We start from the raw sequence: 13,065 nt of genomic DNA on the forward strand, positions 1-13,065 counted from the left end.
TCGCCCTCAGCAGAGCCCCCACACCTCTGCCGCCCGCCCGTCCAGCCCCGCTTGCCCGGAGGTCCCGGTGACGACACGTGGAGTTCTGTACGTGCACTCCGCGCCGCGCGCGCTGTGCCCGCACGTCGAGTGGGCCGTCGCCGGCGTGCTGGGCACCCGCGTCAGCCTGGACTGGATCAGGCAGCCCGCCGCGCCGGGCACCTGGCGGTCGGAGTTCTCCTGGCAGGGCGAGGCCGGCACCGCCTCCAAGCTCGCCTCCGCGCTGCGCGGCTGGCATCTGCTGCGGTTCGAGGTGACCGCCGAGCCGTGCGCGACCGCCGAGGGCGAGCGCTACAGCTGCACCCCCCAGCTCGGCATCTTCCACGCTGTCACCGGCATCCACGGCGACATCCTCATCCCCGAGGACCGGCTGCGGGCCGCGCTGGTGCGCTCCCAGCGCGGCGAGAGCGACCTGGAGGCGGAACTCGCCCAGCTGCTGGGCAAGCCCTGGGACGACGAACTCGAGCCGTTCCGCTATGCGGGTGAGGGCGCCCCGGTGCGCTGGCTGCACCAGGTGGTCTGACACCCCGCCCGCCGGTACACGAGCAGCACGCGCGCGGACCCACGAGCGGACACGCACGCCGGCACACGAGCGGACGCACGCGCCGACACGCCCGAAGGGCCCCTCACCGCAGCGGTGAGGGGCCCTTCGGGCATATCAGGGGCGCGGCGCGCGCCTTTCCGGACGGTCCGGACGGTCCGGACGGTTCAGACGGTGCGGAACGCCAGCACCACGTTGTGGCCGCCGAACCCGAACGAGTCGTTCAGGGCGGCGATACGGCCCTCGGCGGGCAGCTTGCGCGCCTCGTTCCGGACGATGTCGGCGTGCGCCTCGGCCTCGGGGTCGAGGTTCTCGACGTTGATGGTCGGCGGGGCGATCCGGTGGTGGACCGCGAGCACGGTCGCCACCGACTCCACGCCGCCCGCGCCGCCGAGCAGGTGACCGGTCATCGACTTGGTGGCGGAGACCGCGATGTGGTCGGCGTCGTCGCCGAAGACCTTGCGCAGGCCCTTCAGCTCCGCGATGTCACCGGCCGGCGTCGAGGTGGCGTGCGCGTTGACGTGCACCACCTCGGACGGGACCAGGTCGGTGGTGTCCAGCAGGTTCTGCAGGGCGTGCGCGATGCCGCGGCCCTCCGGCTCCGGCTGCACGATGTCGTGGCTGTCGGAGGAGATGCCCTGGCCGACCGCCTCCGCGTAGACGCGGGCGCCGCGCTTGGCGGCGTGCTCGGCGGACTCCAGGACGAGCACGCCGGCGCCCTCGCCGAGGACGAAGCCGTCCCGGGCGACGTCGAAGGGACGCGAGGCACCCTGCGGGTCGTCGTTGTTCTTGGACATCGCCATCATGTTGCCGAACGCGGCGATCGGCAGCGGGTGGATCGCCGCCTCCGTGCCGCCGGCGACGACCACGTCGGCCCGGCCGGTACGGATCATCTCGATGGCGTAGCCGATGGCCTCGGCGCCCGAGGCGCAGGCGGACACCGGGGTGTGCACACCCGCCCGGGCGTTGACCATCAGGCCCACGTTGGCGGACGGGCTGTTCGGCATCAGCATGGGCACGGTGTGCGGGGAGACGCGGCGGACGCCCTTCTCCTTCAGCACGTCGTACTGCGCCAGCAGGGTGGTCACACCGCCGATGCCGGACGCGATCACCGTGCCGAGCCGGTCCGGGTCGATCTCGCCGTTCTCGCCGGCCTTGCCGGTGAACCCGGCGTCCTTCCAGGCCTCCTGCGCGGCGACCAGCGCGAACTGGGCCGAGCGGTCCAGTCGGCGCGCCTGCGGCCGCGGGATGATCTCGGACGGCTCCACGGCGATCGGGGCCGCGATCCGGACGGCCTGCTCGGCAGCCCATTCCTCTTCGAGGGGCTTGACACCGGACCTGCCGGCGACCAGTCCCTCCCAGGTGGAGGCTGCGTCGCCACCCAGCGGTGTGGTTGCGCCGATACCGGTGACGACCACGGTGCGATTGGTCGAGCTCACGGGAATTCTTTCTCCAACGGTACGAGGAGGACGATCCCCGCCGGGGGCGGGGAACGGCGCCACCGCCGGGTGGCGGGGCAGTCAGCCCAATGAGGTGATCTCTATGCGGTGATCGCTGGATCAGCTCTGGTGCTTGAGGATGTACTCGGCCGCGTCACCGACCGTCTTGAGGTTCTTGACGTCGTCGTCCGGGATCTTGACGTCGAAGCGCTCCTCGGCGGCGACGACGACCTCGACCATGGACAGCGAGTCGACGTCCAGGTCGTCGGTGAAGGACTTGTCCAGCTGGACGTCCTCGACGGGGATCCCGGCGATCTCGTTCACGATCTCGGCGAGACCGGCGACGATCTCTTCCTGAGTGGCGGCCATGTCGGCGCTCCTTCGTTGTGTTCCGTCAGGTGTGACTACCGCGTCCGCGGCAGGGGAGTGGTCCGCTCCGGATGCATGATCCGGCACGGAGTGCCTAGGGGAGGGTAACGACCGTCGCGGCGTAGACGAGACCCGCCCCGAAGCCGATGATGAGCGCGGTGTCGCCGCTCTTGGCCTCGCCGGTCGCCAGGAGCCGCTCCATGGCGAGCGGGATCGAGGCGGCCGAGGTGTTGCCGGTGGTGCGGATGTCCCGGGCGACCGTGACATGCTCCGGCAGCTTCAGCGTCTTCACCATCGAGTCGATGATCCGCACATTGGCCTGGTGCGGGATGAAGACGTCCAGCTCCTCCGGGCTCACACCGGCCGCGTCCAGCGCCTGCTGGGCGACCTTCGCCATCTCGAACACGGCCCAGCGGAAGACCGCCTGGCCCTCCTGCGTGATCGCCGGGAACTTGATGCTGCCGTGCTCGTCCAGAGGCAGCTGGGAGACGTCGTCGACCCGGTAGCGGTCCCACGGGATCGTCTGCTTGATGGTCTCGGCCTTGTCGCCCTCCGAGCCCCACACGGTCGGGCCGATCGCCGGCTCCTGGGAGGGGCCGACCACGACCGCGCCGGCGCCGTCGCCGAACAGGAAGGCCGTGGTCCGGTCGTCCAGGTCGGTCAGGTCGCTCAGCCGCTCCACGCCGATGACGAGCACGTACTCGGCGGATCCTTCCACCACCATGCCCTTGGCGAGGGTGAGGCCGTAGCCGAAGCCGGCGCAGCCCGCGGAGATGTCGAAGGCGGCCGCCTTGTCGGTGCCCAGCTTGTCGGCGATCTGGGTGGCCACGGCCGGGGTCTGGGCGAAGTGCGAGACGGTCGAGACGATCACGGCGCCGATCTGCGCGGCGTCGATCCCGGCGTCCGCGATGGCCTTGCCGGAGGCCTCGATGGCCATCGCCGCGACGGTCTCCTCCGGGCCCGCCCAGTGCCGGGTCTCGATGCCCGAACGCGAACGGATCCACTCGTCGGACGAGTCGATCCTCTCCAGGATCACCTCGTTGGGGACCACGCGGGTGGGCCGGTAGCCGCCCACGCCGAGGATGCGCGCGTACGGGGCGCCCTTGGCGGGCTTGATCTTCGCCATGTGCGATCGGCTCCTTGATGCGTCAGGCGTTCGCGTGCTCGGCGATCAGAGCACGGGCCGCGTCGAGGTCGTCGGGGGTCTTCAGAGCCAGCGTCTTCACACCGGGCAGCGCGCGCTTGGCCAGGCCGGTCAGCGTGCCGCCGGGGCACACCTCGATCAGCGCGGTCGCACCGAGTTCCTGGAAGGTCTGCATGCACAGGTCCCAGCGGACCGGGTTCGCGACCTGGCCGACCAGCCGGTCCAGGACCTCGCGGCCGCTGGTGACGGTCCCGCCGTCCTTGTTGGAGACGTAGGCGACCTTGGGGTCGGCCGGCTCCAGCGCCTTGGCGGCCTCGGCGAGCCTGTCCACGGCGGGAGCCATGTGGTGGGTGTGGAAGGCGCCGGCCACCTTCAGCGGCACCACCTTGCGCACGCCCTCTGGCTTGTTCTCGTTCAGCTCGGCCAGCTGCTCCAGGGTGCCGGCGGCCACGATCTGGCCGGCACCGTTGACGTTCGCCGGGGTCAGGCCGAGCTTCTTCAGATGCTCGGCGGACACCTCCGGGTCACCGCCGAGCAGCGCCGACATGCCGGTCGGGGTGATCGCGGCGGCCTCGGCCATCGCCTGGCCGCGCGTGCGGACCAGGGACAGCGCGGCGGTGTCGGACAGCACGCCCGCGAAGGCGGCCGCGGTGATCTCACCGACGCTGTGGCCGGCGACGGCATCGGGTGCCACCTCGCCGAGCGCCGACGCCGACAGGATGCCGGCGGCCACCAGCAGCGGCTGCGCCACGGCGGTGTCGCGGATCGCGTCCGCGTCGGCCTGCGTGCCGTAGTGGACGAGGTCCAGTCCGATGGCGTCGGACCAGGCGGCCACACGGTCGGCGGCGCCGGGCAGTTCGAGCCAGGGAGTCAGGAAGCCGGGCGTCTGGGCGCCCTGGCCGGGAGCGACGAGTACGAGCACTCTCACACTCTCTCTTGGGGACGGCCGCAGCCGCCCGTGGGGACAGGGACGAAGAACACGAAGGGGTTTTGTGGGCCCCCGACAAAAGCCTAGGCCGGGGCATCTCCGTCGAGGAGACGCCCCAGGATCAGTGCAATCCTCAGTGTGAACGCGGATCGTACATCCGAGGGCGACCAGCCGGTGACGTCCGTCACACGTCTCAGCCGGTAGCGGACGGTGTTGGGGTGAACGAAGAGCATCCTCGCCGCGCCTTCGAGACTGCTGGCCTGCTCCAGGTAGACGCTGAGGGTTTCCAGCAGCGCGGACCCGGCCTCCTCCAGCGGTCTGTAGATCTCCTCTACCAGCTGCTGCCGGGCGCTGGGATCACCGGCGATGGCGCGCTCCGGCAGCAGGTCGTCCGCCAGCACCGGGCGCGGCGCGTCCTGCCAGGCGGAGCAGGCCTTCAGACCGGCCGCGGCGGCCCGCGCGGAGCGGGTCGCGGCCAGCAGGTCCGGCACGACCGGCCCGGCCACCACCGGCCCGGGCGCGAACGGGCCGATCAGCGACTTGGCCACGGCCAGCGGGTTGTCGCTGCCGCCGGCGATGACGACCAGCCGGTCCCCGAGCACCCCGGTGAGGACCTGCAGCTTGGCGTGGCGGGCGGCCCGCCGTATCGCCTCCACGGTCAGCTCCGAGTCGCCGTCCGGCGCGGTGCCGAGCACCACGCACACGTGCTCGGGGGAGTTCCAGCCGAGCGCGGAGGCCCGGGACACGGCGCCCTCGTCGGCCTCCCCGCTGAGCACCGCGTTGACCACCAGCGACTCCAGGCGCGCGTCCCAGGCACCGCGTGCCTCCGCGGCCTGGGCGTACACCTGGGCGGTGGCGAAGGCGATCTCGCGGGCGTAGACCAGCAGCGCCTCGCGCAGCACGGCCTCGTCCCCCGGCGCCGCCACCTCGTCGATGGCGGACTCCATCACCTCGATGGTGGTGCGCACCATCTCCACGGTCTGGCGCAGGGTGATCGCGCGGGTCAGCTCGCGCGGCGCCGTGCCGAACACGTCGGTGGAGATGGCCTGGGGCGCGTCCGGATGCCGGAACCACTCGGTGAAGGCGGCGATACCGGCCTGGGCCACCAGCCCGATCCACGAACGGTTCTCCGGGGGCATGGCCCGGTACCACGGCAGCGTCTCGTCCATCCGTGCGATGGCCTGGGCGGCCAGTGAGCCGGAGGACTTCTCCAGTCGTTTCAGGGTCGCGGCGTGCGGATGGAGGCCGTGCGCTGAGGGGTCGGGGGTACGGGATTCGGGTTCGGGCACGGGGACAAGACTGCCTTATCCGGACTCCCGTGCGTGCCGCCGGGTCGGTGCTGGGCGTCCCGAGCAGGCATTACGGTGGTCGGCGTGACGATCGACGTACGACGCGCCACGGAGCGCTACCAGGGCGGCGACGCCGCTGCGGGGATCACCACCCGGCACGCCTTCTCCTTCGGCCCGCACTACGACCCGGACAACGTCCGCTTCGGCGCGCTGATCGCCTGCAACGAGGAGCACCTGGCCGCCGGCGCCGGATTCGACGAGCACCCGCACCGCCACACCGAGATCGTCACCTGGGTCGTCGAGGGCGAACTGACCCACCGCGACTCCGCCGGGCACGAGACGGTGCTCCGCCCCGGAGACCTCCAGCACCTCAGCGCGGCCGGAGGTGTCCGGCACGTCGAACGCAACGACGCCTCCGGGCCGCTGACCTTCGTCCAGATGTGGCTGACCCCGCGGGAGTCCGGCGGCGAGCCGTCCTACGAGGTGGTCCGCGCCCTGCCGGACGCCGCCCCGTACCCGGTTCGGCGGGCCGGCGCGGTGCTCCAGGTGCGTCGGCTCGCGCCCGACGGGCGTGCCGTGCTGCCGTCCGCCCCGTACGTGTACGTCCATGTGGTGCGCGGCCGCGTCCTGCTGGACGCCACGCACCTGGACCCGGGCGACGCGGCCCGGATCACGGGCGTGGACGAGCCCCTCCGGGCCGTGGCGCTGACGGAGGCGGAGCTGCTGGTGTGGCAGATGGAGGGGGAACCCGTCCTCGGCTGACCGCTCAGGCGCCGCGCAGCTCGGCCAGGACCGCGTCGGTGAAGGGCGGCCACGCCTCGATCGCCCACGGCCCGAAGGCACGGTCGGTCAGCGCCACGCAGGCCGCGCCCGCGTCCGGGTCGACCCACAGGAACGTGCCGGACTGACCGAAGTGGCCGACGGTGCGCGGCGAGGAGGAAGCGCCCGTCCAGTGCGGGGACTTGGTGCCGCGGATCTCGAAGCCGAGGCCCCAGTCGTTGGGGTTCTGGTGGCCGTAGCCGGGCAGCACGCCCTTGGTCCCCGGGTACTGGACCGTCATCGCCTCGGCGACCGTGCGCGGGTCGAGCAGGCGGGGCGCCTGCAGCTCGGCCGCGAAGCGCAGCAGGTCGTCCACCGTGGAGACGCCGTCCTTGGCGGGGGAGCCCTCCAGGGTGGTCCGTGTCATGCCCAGCGGCTCCAGCACGGCCTGGCGCAGATACTCGGCGAAGGGGATGTCGGTCGCCTTCGCCACGTGGTCGCCGAGCTGCTCGAACCCGGCGTTGGAGTACAGACGCCGCTCACCGGGCGCGGCCATGACCCGGTGCTCGTCGAACGCCAGGCCCGCGGTGTGGGCGAGCAGATGGCGGACCGTGGCGCCGGGCGGACCGGCCGGCTCGTCCAGCTCGATCGCGCCCTCCTCGAAGGCCACGAGCACCGCGTAGGCGGCCAGCGGCTTGGTGACCGAGGCCAGCGGGAACCGCTGCCCGGCCGGGCCGTGGGTGCCGGCGATGGTGCCGTCCGCGCGGACCACGCCCGCGGCGGCCGTGGAAACCGGCCAGTTCTCGATCGACGCCAGGCTCTTCAACGACATGGGGCCGAGCCTATGCGCCGGGCGACGTCAGCCGCATGGAGGGGGTCGTCTTGCGCACGAACCCCAGCGAGGCGTACAGCGGCTCGGCCTCGGCGGACGCGCTGAGGTCGACCTGCGGCACGTCCCGGCGGCGGAACCAGTCCAGCAGCGCCTCCACGCAGGCGCGGGCGTACCCGCGGCGCCGGGCGTCCGGGTCGGTCGCGACGCTGAAGACGTGGCCGACCCGCCCGTGCGGGTTCTCCGCCCGTCCGATGCGGTACTCGATCGTCCCGGCCGCCAGGGAGGCCAGCGCCCCGGGCCGGCCGGGGTGGTCCACGACGAACGCCGCGAAGTCGCCGTCCGGTTCGGCGAGCCGGCCCTTGAGCGTGGGCAGGGACAGGGCCTGCCAGTCGGTGGAGGGGGCGGCGCCCTCCATCGAATCGATCATCACCTGGCGCAGCCGCAGCACTTCCTCCGCGTCGGCCACGCCGGCCCGTCTCACGAGAGTCATGCCGGGCACGGTAGCCATCCGCGCGCGCCCGCGGCATGTGTTGTCCCGGCACCGGCGGGCCCGGGGCAGGTGTGCGGGCCTGTGGGGCCACCGCCGGGGTGCGCGGTGCGGCGAGCCGGGGCACGGAGCCCCGGGCTCACAGCTCGGCGAGCAGTTCCGCCTTCTTCGTGGAGAACTCCTCGTCCGTGACCAGGCCCGCCTGGTGGAGTTCGCCCAGGTGACGGATGCGGTCGGCGATGTCCGCCGGGTCGCGGCGCGGGGCGGCCACGGGCGCCGGTTGCGCCGGGCCCGCCTGCTGCACCGCGGCCAGCACCGCCGCCGCGAACGGCAGCGACTCGTGCACCGGCCCGTACCCGAGCCCGAAGACGACCGCGGCCGGGTCCTGGTCCGGCTGCGGCGGCTGCCCGGCGTCCTGCTGCGGCCCGGCCGTCTTCCGGCGCAGCAGCCGCAGATGCCCCTCGAACAGCTCCGGCGAGCGCCACTCCACCCCGGTCAGGTCCGACACGGCGAAACACTGGTCGCCGGCTTTCCACTTCTCCGTGGACGCCCCCGTCCACGACCAGCGGAACCGCACGACGCGGCCGTCGAACGAGGCCTTGCCGTCGTACGCCTTGAACTGCAACGGAGGCTGAGGCGCGGCCACCAGAAAACGCTCGGCGGGGCCGGTGTCGGTGATGCGGGCGCGCAGCTCGTCGGCGTAGTACTCCGCAAGAGTCTCCCGTTCCGCGGGCAGCACCAGCCGGTAGGGGTCGCTGCTCTCCTTGAGCTGGCCGTCGGCCGCGTCCATCAGCGGATCGGCACCCGGCCGGGGCTCGGCGCGCAGCACCACGGTGCCGCGCCGGCCCGGGGTGAGCGTCACCCGCGCGAGCGCGGCCAGCGGCACCCGGCGCTCGCCGAGCGCATGGAACAGTTTCGGTGCCCGTATCCCCCGCTCGTAACGGATGAGCACGGAATCGGCCTCGAACTCCCAGGCAGCGTGAAATCCGGCCAGTACGTCACCCATGCGGCTCATCGTAGGCGGCATGAGCATTTCCGTCCCTCCCCGCGCAGACCGCACTTCCTGCTGTCTCTACGCGCGTCCAGCCGTCGTCGTGCCGGACAGATCCGCCCGGCACCCGTCGTTGTTCCGGGCGCACCGCACCGAGGCATATGCGCCGACGCCGATCTCGGCGAAGTTGGCCAGGCTGTCGGTGCCCGGCTCGAAGTAGCCGGCGTGCCCCTCGGCCTTCCGGGCCGCCAGCACCCGCGCCCCGAACCCCGGGGAGACCGGGTCGGCGCCGTGGCCCAGGCCGCCCAGCTCCAGGTAGGGCACGTCACGGATCCAGTCGGTGGCATCCCGCATCGCCCAGACATGCGCACCGGTGCGCAGCTGGGAGGCGTTGCTCACCCGCATGCCGGGGCTCGCGGCGACCGCCAGGTCGGTCACCCGGTGCGGCAGGCCGGGGGCCGCCACCCCGCAGACGACCGAGCCGTAGCTGTGGCAGAACAGCGCCACGGACGCCCGCCCGGGCAGCGCCCGCAGCAGCTTGTTCAGGCGTACGGCGCCTTCCTCCGCGCGCATCGCGGTGGCCGCGTCCACGCCGAGTCCGCTGGGCGCGGTGTAGTCGGCCCAGGCGATCACCGCCGTCCGGGTGCGAGGGGCCGCCTCGCGCTCGGCCCGGTACAGGGAGCGGGCCATGCCGTACAGCGCGGTGTAGGGCCGGGAGCTGTTGCGGAAGGTGAACAGGTCGGTGTCCACGCCCGGCACCACGACGGAGATCCGGCGGGCCGTGGTGAGGTCGCCGAACACCTCCGCGACACGTCCGGAGCCGGCGGGGTCGAAGGCGAGGATGTGGCGGTCCGGCGCCATCAGCTCGCCGAAGCGCTGTGCACGGCGGGCGGCGTCCTGGTGCCCCGCGGCGGTGAGCCGCCGGTCGTGGACGCGTTTGCGCTCGGCCGCGCGCGCCCGGGCCAGGGCGATGCGGTTGGCCCGGTAACGCAGGGCGACGGGGGCGCCGTTCATGTTGCCGACCGCCAGGGCGTAGCGGCGGGCGAGCAGGGCGCGGTCGCGGGCGCCCAGCGAGTCGAAGAACCGGGCCAGCTGGTCCGGCGCGGCGTCCGGGTCCGGCAGCCGGTGCCCGTGCAGCGACCCGTGCTTCCAAGCGGACACGGAGGCCCGCAGGGCCGTGGTCCCGCCGCCGTGTCCGCGCACGGCGGTCCAGCCGGTGGTCGCCAGCAGCACGAGGACGACGGCCAGCGCGAGCAGCGCGCGCCAGACGCTGACGTGCGGGGAGGTGTCGAAGGAAGTCACTGGGAGGACACACTAGGAGAACGGGACGGTCTCGCGTCAACCAAGTGACAGGGATCACGTTTGCCGGTGCCGCGTGCGCACGGGGACGAGGATGTTCCGTCCGGGCGACCGGGGGTTCGCACTCGGGCGGCTCGGCGTTCCGCCGGCCGTCTCAGGCGTCGGTGTGCTCGGCCGGGGCGTCGGTCCGGTTCGGGTCCTTTGGGGTGCGCCAGGTGCCGGCCAGGGCCGGGCCCACCTGGTCCAGGTAGCGCACGGTCAGGGATCTCAGGCCGTCCAGGGTGAGGTCCTCGCCGGTGCTCCACAGCCGTCCGGTCACCCGGAGCACCCCGCTGAAGGCGGCCACCACGAGGCGCGGCCGGGGATCGGCGTCCACGTCGAGGCCCTCGCGTTCGGCGAGCACGGCCGCGATGTGCTCCTCCTTCTCCATCGAGCGCCGCAGATGCGTGGCGAGCAGGACGGGCGTGGACTCGATGGTCCGGAACATCCGCAGATACAGCTCCAGCGGAGCGATGGAGGCGACGGCCTCGCGGACGGAGTCCCAGCAGTCCAGCACGGCCCGGCGCAGCGCCTCCAGCGGGGGCTCGTGCGCGGGGCGGGCGCGCAGCGACGTCATGAAGTGCGCCTCCACCATGTCCTGCATGGCGAACGCGACCTCCTCCTTGCCGGGGAAGTAGCGGAAGAAGGTGCGCTGGGAGACGCCGACGGCCCGGGCGATGTCGTCCACGGTCGTCTGCTCGTACCCGCGGGCGGTGAACAGTTCGAGCGCGGCCCGCAGCAGTGCGTCCCGGGTGCGCTGCTTCTTCCGCTCGCGCAGTCCCGGGCGGGGCGCGGGCGGGGGCGCCTGCTGCGGTGCCGCCGCGGCGGTCGCCGTGTTCATGTGTCTGTGTCTCTCCGTGCCGGGGCGGGGCGTCGCCGACGGATCTCCCGTGGTCCGCCCTTTTGCGAACCGTTCCCCTGTTCAGCCTATAGGCGCAGGACGTGTCAGTTACCGTCAGGTGAATTCGATTGTCTAATGTCAGCGACTGACATTAGCCTCGAATGTATGACTAGTCAGACCACCATCGACACGACAGGGCCGGGGGACGGCGCAGCAGCCCTGCCGGATGCGGCGCCGGCCAAGGGGCTGCGCGGGCACCCCTGGATCACCCTGTTCGCCGTCGCCGTAGGGGTCATGGTGGTGGCCCTGGACGGCACCATCGTCGCCATCGCCAACCCGGCCATCGGGCAGGACCTGCACGCCAGCCTCGCCCAGCTGCAATGGATCACCAACGCCTACTTCCTCGCCCTCGCGGTCTCCCTGATCACCGCGGGCAAGCTCGGTGACCGGTTCGGACACCGGCAGACCTTCCTCATCGGCGTCACGGGCTTCGCCGCCGCCTCGGGCGCCATCGGCCTGTCGGACAGCATCGGCATGGTCATCACCTTCCGTGTCTTCCAGGGCCTGTTCGGCGCCCTGCTGATGCCGGCCGCGCTCGGCCTGCTGCGGGCCACCTTCTCGGCCGAGAGGCTGAATCTGGCCCTGGGCATCTGGGGCATGGTCATCGGTGCCTCCACCGCCGGCGGCCCGATCCTCGGCGGCGTCCTCGTCGAGCACGTCAACTGGCAGTCGGTGTTCTTCATCAACGTGCCCGTCGGCGCACTCGCCCTGGTCCTGGGCCTGGTCTTCCTCCTCGACCACCGCGCCGAGAAGGCGCCGCGCTCCTTCGACATCCCCGGCATCGTGCTGCTGTCCGCCGCGATGTTCTGCCTGGTGTGGGCCCTGATCAAGGCGCCGGACTGGGGCTGGGGCGACGGGCTGACCTGGACCTTCATCGCCGCCTCCGTCGCGGGCTTCGCCGTGTTCTCCCTCTGGGAGACCAAGGTGCGCGAGCCGCTGATCCCGCTGACGCTGTTCCGGTCGGTGCCGCTGTCCGCGGGCGTGGTGCTGATGATCCTGATGGCCATCGCGTTCATGGGCGGCCTGTTCTTCGTCACCTTCTACCTGCAGAACGTCCACGGGATGAGCCCGGTCGACGCGGGCGTGCACCTGCTGCCGCTGACCGGCGTGATGATCGTGGCCTCGCCGCTGGCCGGTGTCCTGATCACGAAGCTGGGGCCGCGCATCCCGCTGGCCTGCGGCATGGCCGCCACCGCCATCGCCATGTACGGCATCTCCACGCTGGACGCGGACACCGGCGGCGGCATCATGGCGATCTGGTTCATGGTGCTCGGTCTGGGCCTCGCACCGGTCATGGTCGGTGCCACCGAGGTCATCGTCGGCAACGCGCCGCTGGAGCTGTCCGGCGTGGCCGGCGGTCTGCAGCAGTCGGCCATGCAGATCGGTGGCAGCCTGGGGACGGCCGTGCTGGGCGCCGTGATGGCCTCCCGGGTGGACCACGAGCTGGCCGGCAACTGGAAGGACGCCGGGCTGCCGCCGCTCACTCCCGAGCAGGCCCACCAAGCCTCCGAGGCCGTCCAGGTCGGCGTCGCACCGGTGCCCGAGGGCGTGCCCGCGGCGATCGCAGCGAAGATCACCTCCGTCGCCCACGACACCTTCATCTCCGGGATGAGCCTGGCCTCGCTGGTCGCCGCCGGAGTGGCGGCCGTCGCCGTGCTGGTCGCCCTGCTGACCAAGCGGGGGAAGAACGCCGGGGCGGGCGCGGGCGTCGGCCACATCTAGGTCGCGTCGGCCACATGCAGGTCTTCGGAAGTCGCCGAGGCCGCACGCCGCGCGTGCGGTCCCGGGCGTGATCGCCTATCCGGGTGACGGCGCCCGGGACCGCTCACCTTCCCCGCACGTCACAGGTCACAGTGAGTCAGGCCCTGCGCAGGGGCGGGGCCCGACGCTGCGGCGCGCCGCGGGAGGGGAGCGGCGCGCCGCAGTCGTTTCGCGCGCCGGGCGCACGGACCACGCGCCCGGCGCCGTGCTGCGAGCCGCCCCGCGAGCCCCACCAGCCGACCCGCGC

The 13,065-nt window shown here is 72.6% G+C and carries 13 protein-coding genes; 3 read left to right on the top strand and 10 right to left on the bottom strand.

The genetic code is table 11. The features are described from left to right. Positions 1–67: 67 nt before the first annotated feature. Entirely contained in the window at positions 68–562 is a 495-nt protein-coding gene (locus OG899_RS18895) for a DUF3145 domain-containing protein (RefSeq protein ID WP_125497583.1), read from the top strand. Positions 563–747: 185 nt separating this feature from the next. Here OG899_RS18895 and OG899_RS18900 read toward each other — a convergent pair whose 3' ends face one another. From OG899_RS18900 to fasR, 5 genes are all read right to left on the bottom strand, one after another. Continuing rightward, positions 748–2,019 (bottom strand): beta-ketoacyl synthase, encoded by a 1,272-nt coding sequence (locus OG899_RS18900; RefSeq protein ID WP_125497582.1) that lies wholly within the window; start codon positions 2,017–2,019, stop codon positions 748–750. A gap of 120 nt (positions 2,020–2,139) precedes the next feature. Then, on the bottom strand, positions 2,140–2,388 hold the full coding sequence (locus OG899_RS18905; RefSeq protein ID WP_125497581.1) for an acyl carrier protein: 249 nt from the start codon (positions 2,386–2,388) through the stop codon (positions 2,140–2,142). A gap of 94 nt (positions 2,389–2,482) precedes the next feature. Continuing rightward, positions 2,483–3,514: a ketoacyl-ACP synthase III gene (locus OG899_RS18910; RefSeq protein ID WP_125497580.1), complete on the bottom strand. Its 1,032-nt coding sequence runs from the start codon at positions 3,512–3,514 to the stop codon at positions 2,483–2,485. A gap of 22 nt (positions 3,515–3,536) precedes the next feature. After that, positions 3,537–4,454, bottom strand: a complete 918-nt coding sequence (locus OG899_RS18915) for an ACP S-malonyltransferase (RefSeq protein ID WP_125497616.1) — start codon at positions 4,452–4,454, stop codon at positions 3,537–3,539. Between the two features lie 89 nt (positions 4,455–4,543). Continuing rightward, positions 4,544–5,749: a fatty acid biosynthesis transcriptional regulator FasR gene (fasR, locus tag OG899_RS18920; RefSeq protein ID WP_125497579.1), complete on the bottom strand. Its 1,206-nt coding sequence runs from the start codon at positions 5,747–5,749 to the stop codon at positions 4,544–4,546. A 90-nt stretch (positions 5,750–5,839) separates the two neighbouring features. Here fasR and OG899_RS18925 point away from each other — a divergent pair, with 90 nt between their 5' ends. Continuing rightward, positions 5,840–6,511: a pirin family protein gene (locus OG899_RS18925; protein ID WP_125497615.1), complete on the top strand. Its 672-nt coding sequence runs from the start codon at positions 5,840–5,842 to the stop codon at positions 6,509–6,511. A 4-nt stretch (positions 6,512–6,515) separates the two neighbouring features. On the opposite strand, the gene OG899_RS18930 is transcribed toward OG899_RS18925, so the two are convergent. The 5 genes from OG899_RS18930 to OG899_RS18950 all read right to left on the bottom strand — a co-directional run bounded on the left by OG899_RS18930 (position 6,516) and on the right by OG899_RS18950 (position 10,997). Further along, positions 6,516–7,340 (bottom strand): serine hydrolase, encoded by an 825-nt coding sequence (locus OG899_RS18930; protein WP_168131080.1) that lies wholly within the window; start codon positions 7,338–7,340, stop codon positions 6,516–6,518. Positions 7,341–7,350: 10 nt separating this feature from the next. Continuing rightward, positions 7,351–7,830, bottom strand: a complete 480-nt coding sequence (locus OG899_RS18935; RefSeq protein ID WP_125497577.1) for a GNAT family N-acetyltransferase — start codon at positions 7,828–7,830, stop codon at positions 7,351–7,353. 136 nt (positions 7,831–7,966) lie between these two features. Next, positions 7,967–8,833, bottom strand: a complete 867-nt coding sequence (locus OG899_RS18940; protein ID WP_229813647.1) for a DUF4429 domain-containing protein — start codon at positions 8,831–8,833, stop codon at positions 7,967–7,969. A gap of 66 nt (positions 8,834–8,899) precedes the next feature. Beyond that, positions 8,900–10,120: an alpha/beta hydrolase gene (locus OG899_RS18945; RefSeq protein ID WP_189427517.1), complete on the bottom strand. Its 1,221-nt coding sequence runs from the start codon at positions 10,118–10,120 to the stop codon at positions 8,900–8,902. A 151-nt stretch (positions 10,121–10,271) separates the two neighbouring features. Further along, complete coding sequence (locus OG899_RS18950) at positions 10,272–10,997, bottom strand: TetR family transcriptional regulator (protein ID WP_125497575.1); 726 nt, start codon at positions 10,995–10,997, stop codon at positions 10,272–10,274. 165 nt (positions 10,998–11,162) lie between these two features. On the opposite strand from OG899_RS18950, the gene OG899_RS18955 reads away from it, so the two are divergent. Next, positions 11,163–12,779: an MFS transporter gene (locus tag OG899_RS18955; protein ID WP_189427518.1), complete on the top strand. Its 1,617-nt coding sequence runs from the start codon at positions 11,163–11,165 to the stop codon at positions 12,777–12,779. The last annotated feature ends 286 nt before the right edge of the window (positions 12,780–13,065 follow it).

It is taken from the genome of Streptomyces thermoviolaceus, assembly GCF_045209695.1.
Taxonomy (GTDB): domain Bacteria; phylum Actinomycetota; class Actinomycetes; order Streptomycetales; family Streptomycetaceae; genus Streptomyces; species Streptomyces thermoviolaceus.

What these genes read in the sequence shown, in the direction of transcription:
- OG899_RS18935 (WP_125497577.1), bottom strand. Translation starts at nt 7,830, where the DNA reads ATGACTCTCGTGAGACGGGCCGGCGTGGCCGACGCGGAGGAAGTGCTG.
- OG899_RS18955 (WP_189427518.1), top strand. Translation starts at nt 11,163, where the DNA reads ATGACTAGTCAGACCACCATCGACACGACAGGGCCGGGGGACGGCGCA.
- OG899_RS18950 (WP_125497575.1), bottom strand. Translation starts at nt 10,997, where the DNA reads ATGAACACGGCGACCGCCGCGGCGGCACCGCAGCAGGCGCCCCCGCCC.
- OG899_RS18940 (WP_229813647.1), bottom strand. Translation starts at nt 8,833, where the DNA reads ATGGGTGACGTACTGGCCGGATTTCACGCTGCCTGGGAGTTCGAGGCC.
- OG899_RS18930 (WP_168131080.1), bottom strand. Translation starts at nt 7,340, where the DNA reads ATGTCGTTGAAGAGCCTGGCGTCGATCGAGAACTGGCCGGTTTCCACG.
- OG899_RS18905 (WP_125497581.1), bottom strand. Translation starts at nt 2,388, where the DNA reads ATGGCCGCCACTCAGGAAGAGATCGTCGCCGGTCTCGCCGAGATCGTG.
- OG899_RS18910 (WP_125497580.1), bottom strand. Translation starts at nt 3,514, where the DNA reads ATGGCGAAGATCAAGCCCGCCAAGGGCGCCCCGTACGCGCGCATCCTC.